23 protein-coding genes and 1 riboswitch are annotated in these 23,526 nt (G+C 61.3%); of the genes, 15 read left to right on the forward strand and 8 right to left on the reverse strand.

What is annotated here, in order from left to right; translation table 11 throughout:
- Positions 1-157: 157 nt before the first annotated feature.
- Entirely contained in the window at positions 158-1,696 is a 1,539-nt protein-coding gene (locus ATN37_RS22475; RefSeq protein WP_042447907.1) for an AMP-binding protein, read from the reverse strand.
- Positions 1,697-1,887: 191 nt separating this feature from the next.
- Here ATN37_RS22475 and ATN37_RS22480 point away from each other — a divergent pair, with 191 nt between their 5' ends.
- Together ATN37_RS22480 and ATN37_RS22485 are read left to right on the forward strand one after the other, a co-directional pair.
- On the forward strand, positions 1,888-2,706 hold the full coding sequence (locus ATN37_RS22480) for a maleylpyruvate isomerase family mycothiol-dependent enzyme (protein WP_003941328.1): 819 nt from the start codon (positions 1,888-1,890) through the stop codon (positions 2,704-2,706).
- A 34-nt stretch (positions 2,707-2,740) separates the two neighbouring features.
- Positions 2,741-3,364 (forward strand): Type 1 glutamine amidotransferase-like domain-containing protein, encoded by a 624-nt coding sequence (locus ATN37_RS22485; protein WP_042447910.1) that lies wholly within the window; start codon positions 2,741-2,743, stop codon positions 3,362-3,364.
- A gap of 57 nt (positions 3,365-3,421) precedes the next feature.
- Here ATN37_RS22485 and ATN37_RS22490 read toward each other — a convergent pair whose 3' ends face one another.
- Positions 3,422-3,748 (reverse strand): hypothetical protein, encoded by a 327-nt coding sequence (locus ATN37_RS22490; RefSeq protein ID WP_003941297.1) that lies wholly within the window; start codon positions 3,746-3,748, stop codon positions 3,422-3,424.
- 574 nt (positions 3,749-4,322) lie between these two features.
- On the opposite strand from ATN37_RS22490, the gene ATN37_RS22495 reads away from it, so the two are divergent.
- A complete protein-coding gene (locus ATN37_RS22495; protein ID WP_007726096.1) occupies positions 4,323-4,592 on the forward strand; it encodes a GNAT family N-acetyltransferase in 270 nt (89 codons plus the stop codon).
- 161 nt (positions 4,593-4,753) lie between these two features.
- Complete coding sequence (locus ATN37_RS22500; protein WP_039972654.1) at positions 4,754-5,980, forward strand: MFS transporter; 1,227 nt, start codon at positions 4,754-4,756, stop codon at positions 5,978-5,980.
- Here ATN37_RS22500 and ATN37_RS22505 read toward each other — a convergent pair.
- Positions 5,973-7,541 carry a carboxylesterase/lipase family protein gene (locus ATN37_RS22505; protein WP_007726092.1) on the reverse strand — a complete coding sequence of 523 codons (1,569 nt, stop codon included), beginning with the start codon at positions 7,539-7,541 and terminating at the stop codon, positions 5,973-5,975. The two genes, ATN37_RS22500 and ATN37_RS22505, sit on opposite strands and share 8 nt — an antisense overlap.
- A 104-nt stretch (positions 7,542-7,645) precedes the next feature.
- Positions 7,646-7,741: riboswitch (TPP riboswitch) on the forward strand.
- Here ATN37_RS22505 and ATN37_RS22510 point away from each other — a divergent pair.
- The 7 genes from ATN37_RS22510 (at position 7,729) to ATN37_RS22540 (ending at position 14,101) form a co-directional block, all read left to right on the forward strand.
- Positions 7,729-8,472, forward strand: a complete 744-nt coding sequence (locus ATN37_RS22510) for a TenA family protein (RefSeq protein WP_218695622.1) — start codon at positions 7,729-7,731, stop codon at positions 8,470-8,472. (Overlaps the previous riboswitch by 13 nt.)
- Positions 8,472-9,500, forward strand: a complete 1,029-nt coding sequence (locus ATN37_RS22515; protein WP_218695623.1) for an ABC transporter substrate-binding protein — start codon at positions 8,472-8,474, stop codon at positions 9,498-9,500. The genes ATN37_RS22510 and ATN37_RS22515 overlap by 1 nt, the downstream gene beginning before the upstream one ends.
- On the forward strand, positions 9,478-10,281 hold the full coding sequence (locus ATN37_RS22520) for an ABC transporter permease (protein WP_003941393.1): 804 nt from the start codon (positions 9,478-9,480) through the stop codon (positions 10,279-10,281). Before ATN37_RS22515 ends, ATN37_RS22520 begins: the two co-directional genes overlap by 23 nt.
- Positions 10,282-10,289: 8 nt before the next feature.
- Positions 10,290-11,084 carry an ABC transporter ATP-binding protein gene (locus ATN37_RS22525; RefSeq protein ID WP_039972652.1) on the forward strand — a complete coding sequence of 265 codons (795 nt, stop codon included), beginning with the start codon at positions 10,290-10,292 and terminating at the stop codon, positions 11,082-11,084.
- A gap of 288 nt (positions 11,085-11,372) precedes the next feature.
- The gene (locus ATN37_RS22530; protein WP_218695624.1) at positions 11,373-11,894 is read left to right on the forward strand and encodes a LysM peptidoglycan-binding domain-containing protein; all 522 of its coding nucleotides are present in this window, start codon (positions 11,373-11,375) and stop codon (positions 11,892-11,894) included.
- A 165-nt stretch (positions 11,895-12,059) separates the two neighbouring features.
- Positions 12,060-12,542: a hypothetical protein gene (locus ATN37_RS22535; RefSeq protein ID WP_003941346.1), complete on the forward strand. Its 483-nt coding sequence runs from the start codon at positions 12,060-12,062 to the stop codon at positions 12,540-12,542.
- 212 nt (positions 12,543-12,754) lie between these two features.
- Positions 12,755-14,101, forward strand: a complete 1,347-nt coding sequence (locus ATN37_RS22540; RefSeq protein ID WP_003941353.1) for a hypothetical protein — start codon at positions 12,755-12,757, stop codon at positions 14,099-14,101.
- A gap of 21 nt (positions 14,102-14,122) precedes the next feature.
- Here ATN37_RS22540 and ATN37_RS22545 read toward each other — a convergent pair whose 3' ends face one another.
- The 3 genes from ATN37_RS22545 to ATN37_RS22555 form a co-directional block, all read right to left on the reverse strand.
- The gene (locus ATN37_RS22545) at positions 14,123-15,490 is read right to left on the reverse strand and encodes an acetamidase/formamidase family protein (RefSeq protein WP_218695625.1); all 1,368 of its coding nucleotides are present in this window, start codon (positions 15,488-15,490) and stop codon (positions 14,123-14,125) included.
- A gap of 113 nt (positions 15,491-15,603) precedes the next feature.
- Positions 15,604-16,722, reverse strand: coding sequence for a class I SAM-dependent methyltransferase (locus tag ATN37_RS22550; protein WP_003941398.1), 1,119 nt, complete (start codon positions 16,720-16,722; stop codon positions 15,604-15,606).
- Between the two features lie 129 nt (positions 16,723-16,851).
- Positions 16,852-17,967, reverse strand: coding sequence for a Glu/Leu/Phe/Val dehydrogenase (locus ATN37_RS22555; RefSeq protein ID WP_030536821.1), 1,116 nt, complete (start codon positions 17,965-17,967; stop codon positions 16,852-16,854).
- Between the two features lie 219 nt (positions 17,968-18,186).
- Here ATN37_RS22555 and ATN37_RS22560 point away from each other — a divergent pair, with 219 nt between their 5' ends.
- Together ATN37_RS22560 and ATN37_RS22565 are read left to right on the forward strand one after the other, a co-directional pair.
- Positions 18,187-18,699 (forward strand): Lrp/AsnC family transcriptional regulator, encoded by a 513-nt coding sequence (locus ATN37_RS22560; RefSeq protein ID WP_003941343.1) that lies wholly within the window; start codon positions 18,187-18,189, stop codon positions 18,697-18,699.
- Positions 18,700-18,745: 46 nt separating this feature from the next.
- Complete coding sequence (locus ATN37_RS22565; RefSeq protein WP_007726074.1) at positions 18,746-19,207, forward strand: 6,7-dimethyl-8-ribityllumazine synthase; 462 nt, start codon at positions 18,746-18,748, stop codon at positions 19,205-19,207.
- Between the two features lie 56 nt (positions 19,208-19,263).
- On the opposite strand, the gene ATN37_RS22570 is transcribed toward ATN37_RS22565, so the two are convergent.
- Positions 19,264-19,443, reverse strand: coding sequence for a hypothetical protein (locus ATN37_RS22570; RefSeq protein WP_256933455.1), 180 nt, complete (start codon positions 19,441-19,443; stop codon positions 19,264-19,266).
- 212 nt (positions 19,444-19,655) lie between these two features.
- Complete coding sequence (locus ATN37_RS22575) at positions 19,656-20,150, reverse strand: DUF3558 domain-containing protein (protein ID WP_218695626.1); 495 nt, start codon at positions 20,148-20,150, stop codon at positions 19,656-19,658.
- Positions 20,151-20,363: 213 nt separating this feature from the next.
- Between ATN37_RS22575 and ATN37_RS22580 the strand changes: the two genes are divergently transcribed.
- Complete coding sequence (locus ATN37_RS22580) at positions 20,364-22,040, forward strand: FAD-dependent oxidoreductase (RefSeq protein ID WP_007726067.1); 1,677 nt, start codon at positions 20,364-20,366, stop codon at positions 22,038-22,040.
- Positions 22,041-22,049: 9 nt separating this feature from the next.
- Positions 22,050-23,486, forward strand: a complete 1,437-nt coding sequence (locus ATN37_RS22585; RefSeq protein WP_003941311.1) for an ATP-binding protein — start codon at positions 22,050-22,052, stop codon at positions 23,484-23,486.
- Positions 23,487-23,526: the final 40 nt, after the last annotated feature.

Here is a 23,526-nt window from a genome sequence, read left to right on the forward strand (position 1 = left end):
CTCAAACGCGAAAACCTGCAGTACGCCTCGCACCGTCCTCGGATGCTCGACCCGTTGTTCTACTGACAGCAGGCAAGGACCTGCCGTACGGTCACGCGCAGGTCCTTGCCGACTATCTCGCAGAATTACTCTGATGTCCTAGTATTTCACTAGAGCATCAATTGCTCACATATTGAGACCGCAACTTGTGCTTGACGAGCTTTCCTGTAGCGGTCCTAGGCAATTCGTCGGCAAAGTCAATGCTTCTCGGAGCTTTGAAATGTGCGACCTGACTGCGAACGTATTCCAGCAATTCCTCGGCGACATGGGCACCAGGCTCGATTCCCTCCGCTAGTTGGACAACCGCCTTGACCTGCTCACCCATTTCCTCGTCGGGAACACCGATGACCGCCACGTCGAACACCTTCGGGTGCAAAGTAAGGATGTTCTCGGACTCCTGTGGGTAGATATTCACACCACCGGAGATAATCGTGAACGCGGCGCGGTCGGTCAGATAAAGGAAACGCTCGGAGTCGATATAGCCGATATCTCCACTCGTCGTCCACGTCGGATGATCCGGATGCTGCGCGGCAGCCGTTTTCTCGGGATCATTGTGGTACCGGAACGGCAAAGTCTCCCGCTCCCAGAACACGGTACCGATCTCGCCGACCGGAAGATCGCGCCCGGCGTCGTCACAGATGTGCACGATCCCCATCACTCCGTCACGCCCGACGGAACCCGGATGCGACAAGGCCTGCTCACTGTTGATGAAGGTAGCGCCCGAACCCTCGGTCGAGGCGTAGTACTCGTAGATCACCGGCCCCCACCAGTCGATCATTGCCGTCTTCACTTCGGGCGGGCAGGGAGCAGCAGCGTGAATGGCGACCTTCACCGTCGAGACGTCGTAACGATCACGGGTCTCCTTCGGAAGTTTCAACATTCGAACGAACATCGTCGGTACCCACTGACTGTGCGTCACAGCGTATTTACCGATCAACTCCAGCGCGGTTTCGGCTTCGAATGCATCCATCAAGATCACGGTTCCGCCGACCGAATTGATCACGCCGCAAAAACGCAGGGGCGCCGCGTGATAGACCGGAGCCGGGCACAAATAGACTGTGTCGGAATCGAACCCGTACATCGGTGCGAACACCGCGGTGTACGGATCCATGGTGGTGTTCACCTCACCCTCCGGGAGATCTCCTTTGATCCCCTTCGGCCTGCCGGTCGTTCCCGACGAATACAGCATGTCAGCCCCACGCGGCTGCGAGTCGAGTGGAGCAGTGGACTGCGCATCGACCGCGTCTTCGTAGTCGTCGAAGCCCTCGAGGGCGCCGCCGTACACCAATCGGTGCCGCACGCGTGGAATCAGCTTCTCGTCCAACGGAACTGCTGCGGACGCCTGCCCCGACGCCACCAGAATTGTCGCCTCGCAGTCGTCGACGATGTAGGCAGCCTCCGCAGCCGTGAGATGCCAGTTCACCGCGGTGATGTAGAGGCCGGATCTCAACGCTGCCCAGTACACCTCGAACGCCCGGAGATCGTTGTTCGAGATGAGAGCGACGTGGTCCCCAGGCTTGGCACCGACACTTCGGAAGTATCGCGCCAACTGCGTCGACCGTTCGTCGAGTTCCCGATAGGTGATGGACTCACCCGTCGCAGGGCGAATGACGGCGGGCTTGTCCGGTGTGGACTGGACAAAATTTCCTGGAAACACGAAGACTCCTCTGTCGGTGACGACAACGCCGCGTGAGCCTGATTCGGCGTCGACAATCCTGGTCTACCACAGGAACTCTGCCACCCTCGGAGGTTTGGCGACACCGACTCGAAGCATGGGAATGCCCGCTCACTTATCCGCCGGGACATACAGTGAGGAGAACCGCACCGTCCGAAACAGGAGATGTCCACATGAGTGGTTGGCCCCAGGACTCAGTAGTCGACGCATTGACCGAGGAATGGAGAGTCATCGACGCACTGCTGGCCGAACTCGACGGCGATCAGTGGTTGGCACCGTCGAACCTTCCGGGGTGGACGGTTCACGACATCGTGTCCCATCTGATCGGTACGGAATCACTGCTCTCGGGCATCAATCCGCCGTCGATCAATCTGGACGTGCACGCATTGCCCCACGTCCACAACGAGATTGCGGCGTTCAACGAGCGCTGGGTCGAAGGCCTGCGGCGGACACCGCACTCGGACCTGCTGACCCGATATCGCGAGATCACCGCCGAACGAACCGAAGCGCTGCGCTCGATGACCAGCGCGGACTGGGACGCCGAGACACAAACACCGGTCGGTCTTGCGCCCTATGGCCGGTTCATGCGTATTCGGACCTTCGACTGTTGGATGCACGAACTCGACATCAGAGATGCAGTTGGCATTCCGGGTGAGGAAGGCGGATTGCGCGCGGAGACTGCATTCGGCGAAATCACCAGCGCGCTCGGATTCGTCGTCGGAAAACGAGGAAAGGCGCCAGAGGGAGCACGGATCACTTTCGAACTCGAAGGGCCACTTGCCCGTTCACTTCACGTCTCGGTCGACGCGCGAGCAACACTCGTCCCGGAGTTGGACGGTCCGGCGACCACGACCATCTCGATGAGCTCACCGCTCTTCACCCGAATTGCCGGTGGCCGCGTCCACGCGTCGGATCACCGAACCGACATCTCGCTTCGCGGTGACACCACGGTGGGCACACGCGTCGTCGACAATCTGGCGTTCACGATTTGAGGGCTGGGTGGGTAGGTCGCGAAGGTACTGAGAAGTGAAACTGTTTCTCTCGTCCTACCGATTCGGCGACCACCGCGAGGCTTTTGTCGATCTCGTAGGCCGCGGCGCTCGCATCGCGGTCATCGCCGCGGCTGCAGATTCGTGGCCCGCCAATGCCCGCAGTTCAGCAGTCACCAGCGAATTGACTCCGCTACGGGCAGCGGGCTTCACCGCTGAGGAAGTGGATGTCCGAGACTTCCTGGGTGCATCGGAAGCACTGGAACTCCGGCTCCGCGAATTCGACTGCCTGTGGGTTCGCGGCGGAAACACGTTCGTCCTGCGAGCTCAGCTAGCTCGAAGTGGCGCTGACAGGGTCATCGAGATGCTGGTTCGTTCAGGCGTCGTGGCCTATGCGGGATACAGCGCCGGAGCGTGCCTGGCGACTCCGACTCTGATCGGGCTGGACGCGTCGGACGACCCCGCTGAAGTCATGCCAACGTGCGGTATCGACCCGATCTGGTCCGGGCTCGCGCTGATCGACTTCGCGATAGTGCCGCACGGCGGCGATTCGCTACTCGAAGATCCACAGGTGACTGCGCGGACGGTTGCGGCCCTGACCACGGCGGGCGCGCAATTCACCGTGCTTACAGATCACGAGGTGATACTCGTCGACCGTTGATGTAACGCAGACGGTTGATCTTGACGCAGACTGAGCAGTCGACTCGGCCCGACCGGATCAGCCGTGCTCTGCCACCGCGGTTCCGGCTGCCGGCGACTGACGCTCGAGCCTCGTCCACGCGATCTCCCAGCGCTTGACAGAGACCTCGTCAGCGTCCTCGAGAAGGGCGTCGAGGAGCAGGCGTGGATTTTCGCGCCATGCCAGTTCAGCGGCATGGACTTCCGCAGCCGAGAACAACCCGGAAGCCTCGAGATCACGAATCCATTCGCAGATCTCGCCTCGGTGAATCCGTGCGATGGTCTCGTATCCCAGACCTTCGTCAAGGAAGTCGTACGAAAAAATTGCGGCAAAGTAACTGTTCGACTCACGCTGCCCGAAAATCATGTGCGTTCCTTCCTCGAAGTTGTCCGACGAAGACTCGAAATCGAACCGTTGAGCAGCGACGCCAAAGTTTTTTTGGCGAAGTTGTAACGCTTCTTCTATCCCCGACGATTCAAACGCTAACCCCCCGAGCGGGTCTTTGGGATCACGTCCGAGAAACGATCTGATGACCAACGCAATACCCCTGGGGTTTCCGGCCACTCGCACCCATCATCGACACGCAACCAGCGCGCCGCTGACCTGCAATTTGCCCGTTTCAGGCCCTCCACTTAATCCATCCGAACAGACGACAAAAAACTTTGTGACCGGTCCCACATATTGGGATAGTTACGATCGTGATGCATATGTATCACCCGTTGTGGGCACAAAAGTACGGGCAAATCGGCACGTACAGACCAGTTTTGTTCGTTCTCCATGGCGACGAAGGTCCCTTGAACGGTCGTCCAGTTGTAGTTGCGCTAAGTAACGGATCCCACGTCGGCAACCGATATTGCGGACGGCCTGCCAGGTAGCGTGCTCCAGAGAACGTAGACGCGGCGCGGCGCAACCGGCCGCCCTTTCGAAACGGAGCCCGAAGATGACCGAGACAGTGGCGCACAATCCCGCGGAAACGCGTTTCGAGATCCGAGTCGACGGCGAACTCGCCGGTTTCGCCGAGTACTCGGACCATTCCGGCGTCCGTGATTTCCACCACACGGTGACCTATCCGCAGTTTCGTGGGCGCGGGCTTGCCGCCATCGTGGTGCGTGAAGCGCTCGATCAGACCCGGAACGAGGGATTGAAGATCCTTCCGACGTGCTCGTACGTCGAGAAGTTTGTTGCGGAGAACCCCGTCTACCAGGCATAACCGAACGAGAACGGCCGGCGAAAAACCAGTCGCGAACCTGCAGACCCCGCTGCTAGCGTCGATGGTGCCGTCGTCGAAATCCTGGGCGGCACCATCTCGGGGAAGGAAAGAACGTGGTCGCCTCAGCAGATCGGCGTCCACCTGCGTCCACGGACGTAGTTATCCCCAGCTATCTCCCTCTCGTACTGGTCAATCTCGCGACGCTGTTCTCGGCGATCGGCAACGGTATCGCCATCGTCGTGCTCCCCTGGCTGGTTCTCGAACGAACCGGTAAGGCTACCGACGCGGCGATAGTTGCCGGCGCAGCAGCCATTCCGCTACTCGTGTCGAGCCTGTTTTCGGGGACATTCGTCGACAAGTTCGGACGCCGTCGAACGTCGATGATTTCCGACGCTCTCTCTGCGATGTCCGTTGCAGCGATTCCGATCATCGCGGCCACCGCGGGCTTGACGATCCCGGTGATCGCGGCGTTGGCCGCACTCGGCGCCGTGTTCGACCCCGCCGGAATGGCGGCGAGGGAGTCCATGCTGCCTGCAGCGACTCGGACCGCCAAGTGGAAGCTCGATCGAACCAACAGTGTGTACGAGGCGAACTTCAACGTCGCGTATCTGATCGGCCCTGGCATCGGCGGTGTCCTCATCGCAACGATCGGAGCGGTGAACACGCTCTGGGTCACGGCGGCAGGTTTTGTGTTCTCGATAGTCGTGGTCGCCTTCATCCGGCTTCCCGGCGCCGGAGTGCCCGAACACGAACACCGTCCGAAATCGATCTGGCACGGCACACTCGACGGTCTTCGGTTCGTCTGGAACAACAAACTGCTGCGCACCCTGGCGCTGATCGACATGGCAGTCGTCGCGCTCTACATGCCTGTGGAGAGTGTCGTGTTCCCGGTGTACTTCACAGAGTTGGATCAACCGGCCCAACTCGGATCGGTGTTGATGGCCTTGGCGATCGGCGGCATCATCGGCTCTCTCGCCTACGCCCCACTGGCGCCGATCATGTCCCGGCGGCTGATCATGATTTTTGCCGTCGCCGTTCTCGGCATAGCGATGCTGGCCATGGCGCTCCTACCTCCACTGTGGGTGATCCTCGTACTTGCCGGACTGCAGGGCCTCGTCTACGGACCAGTCGGCCCGATCGCCAACTACGCCATGCAGACGCACAGCCCGGAGCACATGCGTGGACGCGTCGTCGGTGTCATGACGTCGACGGCCTACGCCGCAGGCCCGCTCGGCTACCTCGCGGTCGGCCCGCTGCTCGATCAACTCGGAATCGCGTCGACCTTTGTGGCCCTGTCGATTCCGATCATCCTGATCGCCGCAGTCTGTGCCTCTCTGCCGGTGCTTCGCGAACTGGATCGTCCGCGGCACTCGACCGACGTCAGTTGAACCCCATCACGTCGTTGCCCCAGGCGACGCGCAATCCGTGATCGGGGTCGCTGACGAGGGTGTCGGCGGAGTCGATCAACAGCGTCGACCGCTTCTCTTCCTCGTACGGCGCCCAGTGCTTCGAGCCGTCGAGGGCCGCCGGCACTGCATGCCTGGCGAAGGCCAACCATCGCCGTTGGATACGGCCGGCCACCTCCATCGCGGCCTTCCGACCGCCGAGCCAGAACGTGGGGTCGACGTTCAGGGTTCCGAAATTGCCGAATACATAAGGTAATTCGGTCGCGTGGCCCGCGCCGATCCGCGCCGCCTTGAGCATCGGCGTCGCGTGATCGAAGCGGTAGACCCATGTAGGGGAATGCCTGCAGTGCGCGTCTGCGATCCAGAGGGTCGGCATGCGAAACGCAGCGTCCCGTGACAGTGCCAGCGCGCCACTCGGTTTCGCATGGTCAGGGTAAGCCGACATGATCTCGGCAAGTTTGGTCGCGGAGATGTCGGGGTGATCGTCGGCCAGTAATTGGAGCATTGCCTCGACGGACTGCGCACTCACCGGCATCAGCGGAGACTTCATGAACTTGAAGATCGACGCCTCGTCCTTGTTGGAACCGATGATCAGTGGGATTCGGTGCGCGTAACCCTTCTGGAAAGCCGCAACCGGGTAGTGCGGCACCAGATCGCGATCGACAACGGGTGCCATCGCCAAAGTTCCCGGAATCCGGGTCGGAATTTCGTTGACCAAATCATCGCTTGCCTTGACGAGCAGTTCCAGATCCGTGGTCAGCAGATCGCCTGCGTCTTCGGGGTCGATCGAGAGCAGTTCGAGAAACCGCTCCGCCACGGTCTTGGCGCGCTCGGCCCCGTAGACGGAGGTCGCGGGCGGACTCTGGGCAATCGCACGATGGAACAGACCTTCGGCGCTCGGACAGGTCATGAGCGTCGTGATGGATCCTGCGCCGGAGGACTCCCCGAACACGGTCACCGCACTCGGGTCACCACCGAAGGCGTCGATGTTGTCTCGAACCCATTCGAGTGCCGCAATCTGGTCTCGCAGACCACAGTTCGATTCGAAAACAGTATCCGCGGTGGAGAATGCAGACAGGTCCAGGAATCCGAGTGCGCCGACGCGATAGTTGAAGGAGACGAGAACGACGTCGCCGGTTTCAGCCAGATGACGGCCGTCGTAGATCGTTTGGGCGGCGGATCCGAGGCAGTAGGCGCCGCCGTGAATCCACACCATCACCGGTCGCGGCGTGCCGTCGGGTCGCGGGGCCCAGACGTTGATCGACAGGCAGTCCTCGTCGATTTTGAAGGCCCGATCGATCGGAACCGCCGGACTCTGGCCTTGCGGCGCGATCGGCCCGAACTCACGACAGTCGCGCACCCCGTCCCACGGCTGTGCGGGTTGTGGCGCTCGGAACCTCCGCTCACCCACCGGCGCCGCTGCGTAGGGCATGCCCTTCCACGCGAATACACCGCCATCCGGATACCCGCGGGCTTCTCCGCCTCGCGCCCGGATCACCAGAGTTCCGTCCTCGCCGAGATTTGGTCGAACGTCGGTCTCCATGTCTGAATCCCCTCCCGACCCGCGCGTGTGGCAATCAAGACCAAACCTACCAATCTCGGACGGGTGTGCGCCGAGTACGCAACCCCTCGGTGTTAAGGTCGCCTAGTTCTGACACGGGGTGCTCCGCATGGGCGGGGCTGAGAACACACCCGGGAACCTGATCAGGTAATGCTGACGAAGGGATGTCATGGCTACTACGCAGCCTGCATACAATTCTGCCGAAAACTCGGTGGCCACAGCGCCGTCGACGGATCGGTTCACAGATCGACTCTGGGCCGAGACGAAGGCCCTCCGCGAGTCGATCGACTCACTGGAGTTCCTCCGCCGCCTCGGCGACGGAACATTGCCTCTCGACGCGTTCCGCACGTACATCGAGCAAGACAAGCTTTATCTCGAGGGGTATTCGAAAGCGTTGTCCCTGGTCGCGGCCCATGCCCCGGATCCGCAGTCCGCGGGCTTCTGGTCGAATTCCGCGTCCACGGCAGCGACAGTGGAATCTGCGCTTCACGACGGACTTCTCACCGGTGGAATCCTTCCAGCGGGATCGGGAAGGCTCGAGCATTCGCAGGCCTGCCTGGGATACGTCTCGTATCTGACGGCGACTGCAGCAACTGCGCCTTACCCGGTCTCCGCAGCGGCAGTACTCCCCTGCTTCTGGATCTACGCCGAGGTCGGCCGCGATCTTGCCGCTTCAACGCGCGAGGTACTCGACGCCGATCCGTCGCATCCGTACGCACAGTGGGTCACGACCTACGACGCACCCGAATTCCACGAGTCGGTGGCGCAGGCCCGCGTACTGGTCGATGCTGCGGCCGAAGCTGCCACCGAGACAGAGCGTGAGGCGATGAGTGAAGCATTCCGCATCGCCAGCCGCTATGAGCTGATGTTCTGGGATTCCGCACTCCACCAGCAGCCTTGGCCGGCGTCGTGATGTCGTTTGCGGCGCTGCGCCGCACGCTTGCCACGTCTGCCGCGATCGCAGCCGCGTTCACAGTTCTGACCGGATGCGCCTCTGACACCGGCTCTTCCGACGGGACCATTCGGTTCGCACTCGACTGGACACCGAACACGAACCACACCGGTTTGTACGTAGCACTCCAAGAGGGCTACTTCGAGGACGCCAGCCTGGACGTCTCGATCCTGCCGTACAACAACACCTCGCCCGACACCCTGGTCGATGCCGGCAATGCCGAGTTCGGCATCAGCACACAGAGTCAGGCCACGTTCGCCCGTGCAGCCGGCGCCGCCACGACGTCCGTCATCGCGCCACTTCAGCACCGCGCCACCGGCATCGGCGTGAAGGCGGATCGTGCGGACATCACGCGCCCACGTGATCTCGACGGGAAGACGTACGCCGGGTTCGGCGATCCCGGCGAAGTCGAAACGCTGCAGCAGATCATCCGCAACGACGGCGGGACCGGGAACTTCACGACGGTCACGCTCGGAACTTCCGCGTACGAAGCCGTGTACTCGGGCCAGGCAGACTTCACCGTCTCCTACTTTGCTTGGGAAGGCCTCGAAGCGGAGCGAAACGGAACTCCGATGCGGTACTTCCAGTACACCGATTACGGCTTCCCCGATGCATATTCGATCGTGATCAACGGCAACCAGCAGTGGTTGAAGGACCATCCCGACGAGGCACGCAAGTTCGTCAAAGCCGTTCAACGCGGATATCAGACTGCTGCCGACAACCCGGACCAGGCCGCGCAGGATCTCATCGACGCGAACCCCGGAGCATTCACCGACGAAGACCTCGTGCGTGAGAGTCAGCGGATGCTCGCCGCCGACTACATGAAAGACGCCAACGGTGTTGTGGGCGCCCAGAATCTCGAAACCTGGTCGGGCTACTCGGGATTCCTCTTCGAGAACGGATTGCTCGCCGGACCCGACGGGAAGCCGTTGACCCAGAAGCCGGACTGGTCGGAGTACTTCACCAATGAGTATCTCGACGCGTCCTGACGTGAGCGGACGGTTGGTCTCGACCATGCGGCGGGCGCTTCCCGCGCTCGCCGTGGTGGTGCTCCTCGTGGCGGCGTGGCAGATCTACGTCGAGATCAGTGGGATTCGGCCGCAAGTACTTCCGTCTCCGGGGCGCGTTCTGTCCCAGGGGTGGGACAACCGCGAGATCATCTCCGGCCACGCCTGGTCGACATTGCAGGTCACGTTGGTCGGCTTCACTGTTTCATTGGTATTGGCCTGGATTCTTGCTGTGGTCGTGGACTTTTCGCCGTGGTTGTCACGCGCGCTGGTACCACTTTTTGTCGTCTCGCAGACGCTGCCGATCATCGCCATCGCGCCGCTGATGATCATCTGGTTCGGCTTCGGGCTGTTGCCGAAGGTGTTGGTGATCGCCCTTGCGACGTTCTTCCCCATGACCATCGGACTCATCGAGGGATTTGCCGCGGCCGATCGGGAAGCGGGCGCTCTCCTGCGCAGTATGGGCAGCACTCGCTGGCAGGAGTTCCGATACGTTCGCCTTCCTTCGGCAATTCCGCGATTCTTCACTGCCCTGCGCATCGGCATCACGTATGCGGTCGTGGGTGCGGTGTTCTCCGAATACGTCGGCGCTACTTCCGGTTTGGGTATCTACATGAGCACCCAGAAGAACTCCTTCCGCACCGACCTGGTGTTGGCGGCCGTACTGGTGACCGCGTTGATCAGTGTCACGCTGTACTTGCTGACGTTCGCCATCGAGCGCATCGTTGCACCATGGGCGATGAACGAAAGGTCGCGGACATGACTGACCCGATGGTCGAGGATGCAATGGTCGAAATCCAGGACCTGACCAAGAGGTTCGACACGGCCGGAGAATCGCGTCTCGTGCTCGATTCGGTGTCCTTTGGCGCCGACGCGGGCGAATTCGTGTCGGTGATCGGGCCGAGCGGCTGCGGCAAGAGCACGATCTTCAACGTCCTGGCCGGGCTCGAATCCCCGACCGCGGGTTCGGTCCGTGTGGGCACGCGCGCAACGGAATCCGAAGCAGCCGCCGAGGTGCACACCGCGTACATGCCGCAGAAGGATCTTCTGTTCCCTTGGCGCTCGGTACTGGACAACACGGCCCTCGGTTTGGAAGTGCAGGGAGTCGGCAAGAAGGAAGCACGCGAGCGCGCTCGCGAGTTGTTCCCGGCGTTCGGACTGTCCGGATTCGAGGACGCCCGGCCGTCACAGCTGTCCGGCGGCATGCGCCAGCGAGCGGCGATGCTGCGCACCGTTGTTCAGGGCAAACCTGTCCTGCTGCTCGACGAGCCGTTCGGCGCACTGGACTCGTTGACCCGCACCGAGATGCAGGCCTGGCTGCAAGACGTGTGGCAGCAGTACCGGTGGACCGTGCTGATGATCACCCACGATATTCGTGAAGCGATCTATCTGTCCGATCGCGTGGTCGTTCTGTCGGCGAGGCCGGCAACGGTCAGGTGCGTCGTCGACGTTCCCTTGCCGAGGCCACGCGAACTGGACATGATCACCTCGCCCGAGTTCGCCGACGTCGAGCGTGAACTGCTTGCCGTTCTCCACGACGAGACGCGCAAGTCGCTACACCCCTAGCGGTTACTGACAATGCGCTGAGAGCGCGCCGATTTCACCTGCCGTTCAAGAGAAAGTGCATCGCAACGGTGCAACTTCGCGTAGGATGTCGCGGCGCGTTCGCCCAAAACGCCTTAATATCAGCAAGATCCGAACGCTCGACACGCAATCCGTCAACGCTGCACAATTCTCTGTACTCTTCGGTAACGTACACTCGGTCGCCTACGAGACCAACGGCCAGAAGGTAACTGGACGGTAAAGCGGAATCGTGGAGGCACAGTCATCGCAACAGATTTGGAAAGGGACAGCGTGAGCACACTGCAGTCAGGTCAGAGCCTCGGAGTCGGCCAGGAACTCAAGTCCGACAACGGCGCATACACCCTCACCTTGCAGGACGACGGCAACCTGGTTCTGTCCGAGGGCGGACAGGCTGTTTGGGCCGCAGGCACCAACGGATCCGGCGCCAACCGCGCCGAGGTGCAGGCTGACGGAAACTTCGTCATCTACAAGGACTCCGACGCCGTGTGGGCATCGCAGACCGCAGGCAACGACGGTGCCTCCCTCTCGGTTCAGGACGATCGCAACGTCGTTCTGTCCGCCGGCGGAAATGCTCTGTGGTCTTCGGACACTGCAATCGCAGCGCCGGCCGCCGAGGCTGCCCCGGAGCCCGCTCCGGCACCCGAGCCCGAGCCTGCCCCCGCCGCTCCGGCAGCGCAGAGCTACACCGTCGAAAGCGGCGACACCCTGTGGGCGATCGCAGAGCGTTTCTACGGTGACGGCAACCAGTACCAGCGCATCGCGGATGCAAACGGNCTGACGATCCCCGCCTGATTCACTGCTTGACCTGGCCCTGGGTGCCGACGTCCGCGTCGACACCCAGGGCCTTTTGTGTTCTACGCCACACAGATTCGCGTCCCGCCCAGCAGGCCCTGATACTCCATTGCGGCATCTTTTCGCCTACAGTACTTCCGTACTGCTCCCGAAGGACAGGTGTGCATGAAAGACAGAACAGTCATGATCGGCGCTGTCGCAGTGGCCGCTCTTTCTCTGACATCAGGCCTCGTTTTCGGCGGAGCAGCCGGCGCATTCGGTGCCGGCGGCCCTGTGGTGAAGCCTCCCACTCTGGTCTCGTCGGTTTCCGTGGAGTCCGTCGCCGGGATCGAACCGGCCGCGTTCTACAGCTCGGTTGCAGTCCCCACGGTTGTCATCCCGCCGACGCCGACCTGGCGAATCGCCGACGAGACGACCGCTCCTCGCAATCAGCCGCTTGTGGTGACCGCGACAAGCACGAGCTCCGCCACCTCGACTACGACGGCCACCAGTACGACAACACCCGTCTCATCCACCACAACTGCGTCGGCTACCGCGACCTCGTCACCGACCGCGACGGCCACAACCACCAAGACCAGCACCACCCCCGTTGTCACGACCGGGTCCACGCCGCCCGTCGTCGAGGTCTCGCCCGTTCTCGCCGGATAACCCTCGCTCTTTCGCCCGCACACCGCCTGGCGTGACGGCGGTTACAGGCACACTTCAGTCGCCGCTCTCGAATAACCGATCTACCTGCGACTACCTTCCTCACCGTCACGGTTCGTGGTCCGCTGCAATCCGGTCGACCGGAAAAGGACAGCAGCATTGTCGGAGCCTCGCGATACCGTATAGGTCTGAGCTTTTGCGGAAGGAGGTGGCTGATGAGCGCAATGGGCTTCGATCTCGATGTCAGTGTCGACCGGGCGTGGGCAGAATTTCAACGTCGCCTCGGCGATCACATTTCCATCATGGTCGACGGCGACGTGCTTGCCGTGGAATCGTCCACCGGCGACTTCGATCCAGCTGACGGCGCAGCGCCATGCGTTCAGTTCCTCGTGTGGGACGAGAACACAGTCCGCTGCGAGGTTCCTTCCAACGACTTCCTTCATCCGCGCTATCGACTCGAAGATGCCGACGAACAAAAGTTGATCGCACTCGGCTGGAATCCGCCTTCCGAGAATCTGGAGGATCCGAACAACTCCCCCGCCTTCTGCGTCGACAAGGCGCAGAACTGGGCCGATCAGCTCGCAGCGATGACTGTCGCTGCATTCCGTGATGTGTTCGGTGTGCACCACCCGGCTTTTCTATCCAGCGATCTCACCGGCAACGAGCAGACTCCGGATTTCGATCCGTCGGTCGTCGAGTCGACAGAACTTCCGACACTCGACCCCACCGCGGCCTACATGCCCAACGACATCGACCACCTCAAGGAGTTGGTCACTCTCGCTTTGCTTCCCATGCTCGGCACTCTTCCCGAGCGAGACAGCGACGGCGACATACCCATTCGTGTCGGTTCGACTGTCATGTTCGTCGGTCCGCTTTCCGAGTCCATGGACGTGCAGTTGTTCTCCCCACTCGTTCAGGACATCAGCAACCGCACCCGTGCAGCCGAGGTCATCGCCGATCTCAACCGCAAGTGGTCGCGCATCAAGTTCGTCTTGATCGACGACCGTCTGTCGGTGTTCCTCGAGGTGGCGGGTTCGCCATTCGTTCCCAAGCAACTCACCGATACGTGCGCCGCCCTGACGTCGTTCCTGCGTACCGTGGACGACGAGTTCGCCGCACGCGTCGGCGGAGACCTCTTCTTCGCGAACAAGAGCGGTGACTCCTCCTCGCTGCAGCCCGATCTGACGGCCGAGGACCTGCCTCCCGAACTCGAGACCCTGCTGCACCTCGATCTGGACGTGGCCGAGGATCTCGACGCGGTAGCCGATGTCTGCGGGCGCGATCGCGATCTGATTCTTCAGCTCCTCCACATCAGTAACGAATGGCAGATTCAGCTCCGTAGTCAGGCGGTGGACGCCCACAGTCGCGGGGACGCCGAAGAGGCTGCAGGATACGAGGATCAGGTCGGCGGGTGGGAACTCATGGTCGACCGTCTTCGCGGGGCTTTGCGATTGGTGGTCCTGCCCAATTCTCGAACCGAGACGCCGGCAAAGCCGCAACCTGAGCAAATGGGCTTGTTTGCCGATCCCTTGCAACAGAGCCTCTTCGACGATCCGTCCTGACAACACGGATCGCCTTTCCCGCTATTCGAAGTGGGATTTGAAGATCTGTCCGTGGACGCCCACGGTTCGATCGACAACCTGCGAGACCGTGAAATCGGCTGCGGCAGAAAGATACGCGTAGGCCGTCGCTCGATCCATACCGCGATCATGCTCGAGGAAGTCGAGCGCGTTGACCACCGCGCGCCGCATGGCACCGTTGAGGTCACTGTTCTGCCCATCGACCGAACCGTTGGGGTCGGACAGGCCGATCGGAATCCAGGCCTCCTCGGTCTCGGCGAACGGGTATCCGAAAGCCACCGATGGAGCCTCACCGGAGTTCTTCTTGCACACGCTGAGTCGGAACGTGCCGCGCAGCGAACCTTCCATCGCCGTCAGCGCCGCCTCGCCGTCGCCCATGGCCATGTGGGGGTCACCGACGTAGAAGAGGGCGCCTTCAGCGAATACCGGCAAATAGAAGGTTGATCCGACACCGAGATGCCTGATGTCGATGTTTCCGCCGCCCAGGGTCGGAGGAATGGAGTTCGACGACGGGGATGTCGGGTCTGCATCCGCAGAATAGGCAACTCCCATCATTCCCATGAAGGGCCGCAGGGGAAACCGCACCTTCGACTGTCCGAAAGGCATCACGCCCTTGCCGTCTTCGATCGCCGTGAAAGTGGAAACACCGCCGTACTTCAACGGGTCCTTTGTTGCGCGCCCGTCTGTGGCGACCGGCGGCATGACTTCGTCCAGAGTGATTCCCGCCGGAGCGGTTCCGTCTGCTGTGACGGCGAGAGCGCCCTTGCCGTGTCTGCTCGACACAACGCCGTACGGCACGCGGGGAATGGCTTCGAGAGTCTCGATCTTGAGTACGTCTCCAGGCTGGGCACCTTCGACGAAGACCGGGCCGGTGACGACGTGCGGTCCGTCCTTGTCGAAGTTTCGTTCGGTTCGGTTGTATTCGGCCGCAACGGCAATCGCATCCTCGAGCACGTCCTTCTCGGAAACGCCTTTGCTACCGAAGTATTCGAGAGGATTGCGCCCTTGATCCTCGAGAATTCCCTCGTGCGAGAGGGCGTCGATCGTGACGGTCTGGCCCGACTTCATCCGCATCACCTCGCGGGTATGGATGTTGGGCACATAACCCCACATGACGTCCGACGGATCCGAACTCAGATAGTGATCGCCACTGACGTTTCCGCTGCCCGGTTGCAAAATCGGAATGCCATCGGCGAACGGCAGTGCAGAGGAGGACGATCCAGCCGGCAACGCGTTCGAGTGCGCGCATCCCGAAGCCACACCGGCAACTCCTACGCCCGCACCGAGGGCAGCGACTGCCCTCATGAATCCGCGTCGGCCAAGACCTTTCGTCAGGTCTTCGGCTGCGTTGCGGGCAAGAGTGTATTCCATCGAGATTCCTCCGGAGTGCGTGACGATGTGCGACTGCGAAGAAAGCTAGACCCGATTTGTTACTCGTTCATTACCATTTCATGGCAAGGAAATACCGCTGACTGAGAATGAATTCAGCGACGGCGAAGCCGCCAGAGCGAGGTCGTCTCTCGTGCCCGGGCAGCGTGAAGCGCATCGGTTCGGTCACTGACCTTTGCGTGCGTCGGTTTGACGTCCATGCGATCGACAACAGTGAGCCCACCGGCCGCAATCAGATCGTGTAGTTCGGATCGCGTTCGGAGACCGAGGTGTTCGGCAATGTCCGAGAGGATCAGCCACGCTTCTCCCCCGTCGTCCAGATGCGCTGCGACACCAGTCAGGAAGCCCTTCAGCATCGCTCCAGCGGGGTCGTAGACGGCGTATTCGATGGGCGAGGTGGCCTTGGCCGGAATCCAGGGAGGATTGCAGACCACCAACGGAGCGGTGCCTTCGGGAAAGAGGTCTGCTTCCACCACGGTCACCTGATCGCCGTAGCCAAGCCGCGACAGGTTGCTACGAGCGCATTGCAGTGCCCGGGGGTCCTGGTCGGTGGCCGTCACTGCCTTGACACCGCGCTGCGCCAGTACGGCAGCAAGAACGCCGGTGCCGGTGCCGATGTCGAAAGCCGATTCCGTCGACGGCAGTGGCGCAGACGCGACAAGATCGACATACTCCCCGCGGACGGGTGAGAACACTCCGAAGGCGGGATGCACTCGTGCGTCGAGAGCCTCGATGAAAACACCTTTGCGGTGCCACTCGTGAGCGCCGATCGCGCCGAGGATGTCACGCAACGAGCGAACCGAAGGCTCACCGGTAATCCCGAAAGCTTCGGTCAACGCGACTTGCGCGTCCGGGGCTCGCCGGAGTGGAATCGACAGATCTGCATCCAAGGGAATGAGCAGCATGCCGAGGATCTGCGCGCGGCGTCCTTGGGTCTGCCGGTGGAGATGGAAGGCTTTGGCTGGGTCGTCGGACGCTCGGCGCGGCTTGCGGTCGATGCGCGACGCGACGGCCTTCGACAGTTGGCGAGCGTTCTGAAAATCTCCGCGCCACAACAACGCCGTGCCTTCGCATGCCAAGCGATAGGCGTCGTCGGCCTTCATCGTGTCGTCGGCGACGACGATACGCTTGGGCGCCGGGGCGTTGCTCGTCGAACCCCAACGGGCCGATTGCTCGGCGTCGTTCTCGGTCCACACAGCGAATTGTTCAGTCATGTAAGCCCTTCCGGCGTCCGACGCATAGCGGCCGGTCTACCGGCTGATGTGGTCCAGATCTGCAAAATCTGCTCGTCTGGTGTCCACACTAGTCGGGACCGGCCGCGCTACATGACTGCGAGAGGGAACTCAGCCCTTGGCGACGCGAGCTGCCTCGGCGATCCGAGCCTCGGCGACCGCGTCAGCAGCCTCGCCGGCGAGGATTCCGTCCTTCTTCGACTTCGCGAAGATCTCGGTGACCGTGTCGAAGATCTTCTCGACCTTGAGCTTGACCTCTTCGGCCGAGTTGCCCTTCAGCTCGCCGGCGACCTGGATGAGGCCGCCGCCGTTCGCCACGTAGTCAGGGGTCCAGGTGATGCCGCGGTCGCGGAGGATGTTCTCGACCTCGGGGACGGTGAGCTGGTTGTTGGCAGCGCCGCAGACAACCTCGGCCTTGATCGAGCGTGCGGTCGTGTCTGTGAGGGTTGCGCCCATCGCGCAGGGTGCGTAAACGTCGAGATCGGCGTCGATGATGCTGTCGACGATGCTCACCTGCGGGAAGTCAGCCTTGACACGGTCGAGCGCTGCGGCGTTGACGTCGGTCGCGAGAACGGTTGCGCCGTCTGCGAGGAGGAGCTTGATCAGCTCGTAGCCGACCTTGCCTGTGCCCTCGACACCAACAGTCTTGCCTGCGAGCGACGGAGTGCCCCAATGCGACTGTGCCGCGGCGCGCATCGACTGGAATACGCCGAGGGCCGTCATCGGAGCGCTGTCGCCGGAACCGCCGACCGTGGCGTTGCGGCCGACGACGTAGTCGGTGTTACGACCGATGATGTCGAGATCGTTGGAGTTGGTTCCGACGTCACCAGCGGTGATGTAGCGGCCGCCGAGGGTCTGGACGAATTTTGCGTAGGCGCCGAGCAATTCGTCGGTCTTGGCCGTTGCGGGGTCGCCGATGATGACAGCCTTGCCGCCGCCGAGGTCGACGCCGGCAACCGCAGCCTTGTAGGTCATGCCGCGCGAGAGGCGCAAAACGTCTGTGACTGCGGCGGATTCGTCGGAGTACGGGTAGAAGCGCGTTCCGCCGAGCGCGGGACCGAGCGTCGTGGAGTGGATGGCGACGATGGCCTTGAGGCCGCTCGCGGGATCCTGGAAGAAGCTCACCTGCTCGTGGGGGTAATCGCGCAGGTAGTCGGCGCGATCGAACACGCCCGCAGTGTCGTCATGGGAAACAACGGAGTTCACGGGCTCGGCGGTGAGAGTCATTGTGGGATAGACCTTTCCGAAGGATAAACGGGGCGCAGTCGAAATATTGGGACGAATTGGCCATTGGGTACTATTAGAGACAAATAACCCAAAGAGAATCCCGCTGAGCAATTCGTGGAACCAATGCTCTGCCTGAGTTACGATTTGGTCAATGCAAATCTCTTGAACTAGTCAATTCGATCATCCAGTGACTCATATCACTGAGGAGAGGTTCACAAAGTGCTCAGCATCGACAAGCTCGACGTCCAGTTGCTCGGACTGCTCAGCAAGGACTCGAGGATGAGTGTGGCCGAGTTGGCCAACTCGTTGGGCGTCGCCCGCAACACCGTCCAGTCGCGAATGAAGCGCATGGAATCCAACGGACTTCTCACCGGGTTTCGGCCGAATCTCAATCTCCCCGAGGTCGGTATCCCGATTCAGGCATTTGTCGGTCTGGAACTCGAGCAGGGCAAGATCAGCGCAGTCGCTCGGAGTCTGACCGAGTTGCCCGAGGTGATCGAAATTCACGCCACGACCGGTCGCGAGGATTTGCTCGTTCGCGTCGCCACCTCGACGCACGCGGCCCTGCAGAAGTTGGCCGAGCAGATCGTGTCGCTTCCAGGCGTCACGCATTCGACCACGACCATCGCTCTGACCAATCCCCTTCCGTATCGAATTCAGCCTCTCCTCGAGCACCTCACCAATGACGCCGGCTGGGGTCGTTCGACCGCCTTCCCCCGTCAGCAGGACTAGGACGGGTGGTCGCGTCGATGCTTCCCAGTGCGCTAGTTTCATGGTTATGAGTGAGATCCAGGGACAGCGCATCGCGTTCATTCAGGCGACGTGGCATCGCAACATCGTCGACCGTGCACGCGACGGATTCACCGACGCGATCGTCGAGCTCGGCTACCCCAAGGACACGGTTGATTTCTTCGAGGTACCGGGAGCTTTCGAGATCCCGCTGCATGCTCGGCGGTTGGCCAAGACCGGCCGCTACCAGGCCATCGTTGCCGCAGGTCTGGTCGTCGACGGCGGTATCTACCGGCATGACTTCGTGGCGACGGCTGTCATCGACGGTCTGATGCGCGTGCAGCTCGACACCGACGTTCCGGTCTTCTCGGTGGTCTTGACGCCGCATCACTTCCACGAGCACGCCGAGCACGTCGACTACTTCAGCACGCATTTCGTGAAGAAGGGCGCCGAGGCTGCTCGCGCGGTCGACGCCACCGTCAAGTCGTTGAAGGCCCTGCCCACCAACTAGTCGTTACCCAAGTCTCGCTGAGTCGAATGCCATCGGCTCAGCGAGATTTTTTGTGTCTATCGAGGGGTGTCGACGCTTGCCAGTGCGGAGGCATTCGAGCCCTCGACTTCGCCGTAGCGGTCGACGCATTGCTGGAAGAAGTCCCGCATCTCGGTGATTACAAGCGCATGACTGAGAAGAGACTTTTCGAGTGAATCGGCACCACCGGTGGCCTTTTGGGCAAACTTGCCAGCCATGTCTTTTCCCGACTGAAGTGTCCCAAAGCAGTCCAAGGCAGTAAGTCTGTTCAAGTTGCCTGCCATGTCTTGCAACTCGGCAAGAAACCCCTCACACGCGACGGCAAGCTGTGCTGCAACATTTGGGTCGAGGTCAATGCTGTGGGCACTTGGAGTTCGCCAGGTATGGGTCTCAGACATTAGATCCTCAATTCGGCCGATAGAACACGTGTTTAACTGGGGAGACGTTGATCGAGCAGGTTCGCGTAATATTGCGTGAGCTCGCATGTCGACCCTTCGGGCTTAAGAGCAAGTTTGGTATCGACGCTGAGCCAAATCGCCCCCTGCGCAGCAGGCAAGGCGACGAAACATCTGACAAGGTCGGCGTCCGCCTGAAGATGGAACTCGACGCCGTCTCGCTGGCCGATCGTCACGGGCTTGAATCCCACGTAGTTCGGATTCTGTTTGGTGGTCTCGATGGAACTTTCGGTCGAAAAAATCGACAAGTAATACCAGGACTCAGTCCACGAACAGATTTTCCAACCCGGCTGCTCGACGCCGGCGATATCAACTTCCTCGGTAGCCGGATCAAGCCCCACTTCTTCCAGAACCGAGTCCGGGATGTCCTTGCACGGATCGAACAAACCCTCTTGGCCGGATGCAGGCTCAGCCGCCCCCTCCACGACTGAGCTGCATCCTGCCGCAGCCCACACCAACACCCCAGCCATGAGCAGTCGCCCAACCCCCACCGACCCCCGCATGACACCCCCTGTTGATGTGGACCCACTGTATTGGATGCACCGGAGGCTCGATCGGTTCCCGCAATCTTGAAATTCCCAGTTCAGGTTCGCCGGTTCACTCAGAGCGCATCTTCAGCGATTGACGCTCAGCTCAGCAGTCGCATACTGGAGAGGTTGACTACGACTTCGGGAAGGCACCGAGTGAGCGCACCGAAAGCCCCGGCCAAACCAGCGATCCTCAGCGTCGACGACGATCCTGGTGTTTCGCGTGCCGTCGTTCGAGACCTCCGCAAGCGGTACGGCGAGAAGTACCGAATCATTCGCGCGGAGTCCGGCGACCAGGCTCTCGAAACCTTGCGTGAAATGAAACTTCGCGGCGATGCAGTCGCTGTGATCGTCGCCGATTACCGCATGCCTGGTTTGAGTGGAATCGAGTTCCTCGAACAGGCAATGGACCTGTATCCCGTAGCTCGGCGCGTTCTACTGACCGCGTACGCCGATACTGATGCTGCGATCGACGCCATCAACGTCGTCGACCTCGACCACTACCTCCTCAAGCCTTGGGATCCCCCGGAAGAGAAGCTGTACCCCGTCATCGATGCGCTGCTCGATGCCTGGGCAAGCTCGAGTCATCACCCCGCCGAGGAAACAAAGGTGATCGGCCATCGTTGGTCCGAGCGATCATCCGACGTCCGAGAGTTCTTGGCACGCAACCAACTTGCCTATCGCTGGTACATGTCGGACGAGCCGGAAGGCCAACGACTGCTCTCGGCTGCCGGTACCGACGAACTGCGGCTTCCCGTCGTCATCGCACCCAATGGAGATGTACTCGTCGAGCCCACCGACGCCGAACTCGCCGACAAGCTCGGGTTGAGTACTACTCTCTCCGAAGACTTTTACGATCTCGTTGTCATCGGCGGCGGCCCTGCGGGTCTGGGAGCTGCCCTGTACGGCGCTTCGGAGGGACTTCGGACGGTCCTCATCGAACGGCGAGCGACCGGCGGTCAGGCCGGCCAGAGTTCACGAATCGAGAACTACCTCGGCTTCCCCGACGGAGTTTCCGGCGCACAGTTGGCCGATCGCGCAAGACGCCAGGCAACCAAGTTCGGCGCCGAGGTCATCACCGCGCGAGACGTCACCGGTTTGGAAATCAACGGCTCGGCCCGCACCGTGCGTTTCGACGACGGTTCGTCGGTCGACGCCCATTCGGTCATCTTGGCGACAGGTGTTTCCTATCGCCAACTGTCGGCGCCGGGGCTCGATACATACACCGGCCGAGGGGTCTACTACGGGTCAGCCGTCACCGAAGCCGCTCGGTGCAGCGAACAAGATGTGTACATAGTCGGCGGCGCCAATTCGGCAGGCCAAGCTGCGGTCTATCTCTCCCGCGGAGCTAGGTCCGTCACCATTCTCATTCGCGGCAACTCGCTCGAAGCCTCGATGTCCTACTACCTGATTCAGCAGATCGAAAAGAATCCGAAGATCACCGTGCGCACGTGCACGGAGGTAGTCGGCGCTGAGGGTGACGATCACCTCGAACGAATCACACTGCGTAACAGAGCCACCGGAGAAGAAGACACCGTCGATGCTCAGTGGTTGTTCATCTTCATCGGAGCCGCTCCCCTCACCGACTGGCTCGGCGACGTGGTGGTCCGCGATGGGAATGGCTTCGTTCTTGCCGGCCCGGACCTTCCGTCCGAAGGCGTCACCCCGGACGGGTGGCCGCTCGACCGCGCACCACATCATCTCGAAACCAGTGTCCCCGGAGTGTTTGTCGCCGGGGACGTACACGCCGAATCGGCCAAGCGCGTCGCGTCGGCCGTCGGAGAGGGCGCGATGGCCGTGATGTTCGTCCACCGCTATCTCGCTCAACAATAGGGAGATTCGATGTCCATTCCTGAATGCAGCCCAGACTTGCTTCGCACCCTGTTCCTGTTCGAGAAGCTCACCGACGATCAGCTCGAATCACTCTGCCAGGCAGGCCATATCACCGAGATCGATCGAGGTCAGGTCTACCTCGAAGGTGAGCCTGCCACCTGCTTCTACGTCCTCATCGAGGGCGAGGTGGTGCTGTCCAAGCTGTCGGGCGGCGAAGACATCGAGATCAACAGGACCACCCAGCGCGGCGTCTACTCGGGAGGCTGGACGGCGTATCTCGGCGATCGTGTACCGCAGGTCTACGCGGGGTCGATGCGAGTGACGACTCCTTCGACGTTTTTCGTCCTGGACGCCGACAAGTTCGGCAACGCGATGCGCGAGTGGTTTCCAATGGCGGTTCATCTACTCGAAGGTGTTTTCTTCGGCAAGAAGAACACTCAGCAAATCATCGATCAGCGAGAGCGACTCCTTGCACTCGGATCACTGTCGGCCGGGTTGACTCACGAGCTCAATAACCCTGCAGCCGCAGCGGTTCGAGCGACCGCGTCTTTGCGCGAGCGTGTCGCAGGCATGCGCCACAAACTGGGGATGGTTGCATCGGGCACCTACGACCGCGATGCCCTCGTCACTCTCATGCGACTTCAAGAGGAAGTTGCAGAGGTTGTCGCCAAGGCGCCGACGCTCACTCCCCTCGAAGCCTCGGATCGAGAGGATTCGTTGGGTGAATGGTTCGAGGATCATTCGATTCGAGAGGGTTGGGATCTGGCTCCGACCTTCGTGCAGGCTGGTCTCGACACCGCTTGGCTCGAGAATGTTGCTGCAGCCGTTGACGAGTCCGTACTCGAAGGCGCAATTCGCTGGCTGAATTACACCATCGAATCCGAACTCCTGATGAACGAGATCGCCGACTCCACAACGAGGATTTCGACTCTCGTCGGTGCAGCCAAACAGTATTCTCAGATGGACCGCGCACCCTTCCAGACCATCGATGTCCACGAACTACTTGACAGCACGTTGATCATGTTGGGGCAAAAGATAGGAAGCGGAATCGAAGTCGTCAAGGAATACGACCTCGCGCTGCCACCGATCGACGCCTACGCCGCCGAACTCAACCAAGTGTGGACCAACCTCATCGACAATGCGGTGTCTGCCATGGACGGATCGGGAACACTCACCGTTCGGACAAGCCGCGATGGCGACCGCGTGTGCATCGAGATCTGCGACACCGGCGCCGGGATTCCCGATGACGTCATCGACAGGATCTTCGAACCCTTCTTCACGACTAAGCCTGTTGGTGAGGGAACCGGTCTCGGCCTTGATATTTCGTGGCGAATTGTGGTCGGCAAGCATCGTGGTGAGCTTCGGGTCACGTCGGAGCCCGGTAACACCCGGTTCAGAGTTTTGCTGCCCATCGCGGGCCCACCGCGGGATACGCGCGACGACTAGCCACCTTGCATGGCCGGTAGGCAAAGCGCACGATGAAATG

Source organism: Rhodococcus sp. MH15 (assembly GCF_019266045.1).
Classification (GTDB): Bacteria; Actinomycetota; Actinomycetes; order Mycobacteriales; family Mycobacteriaceae; genus Rhodococcus_F; species Rhodococcus_F qingshengii.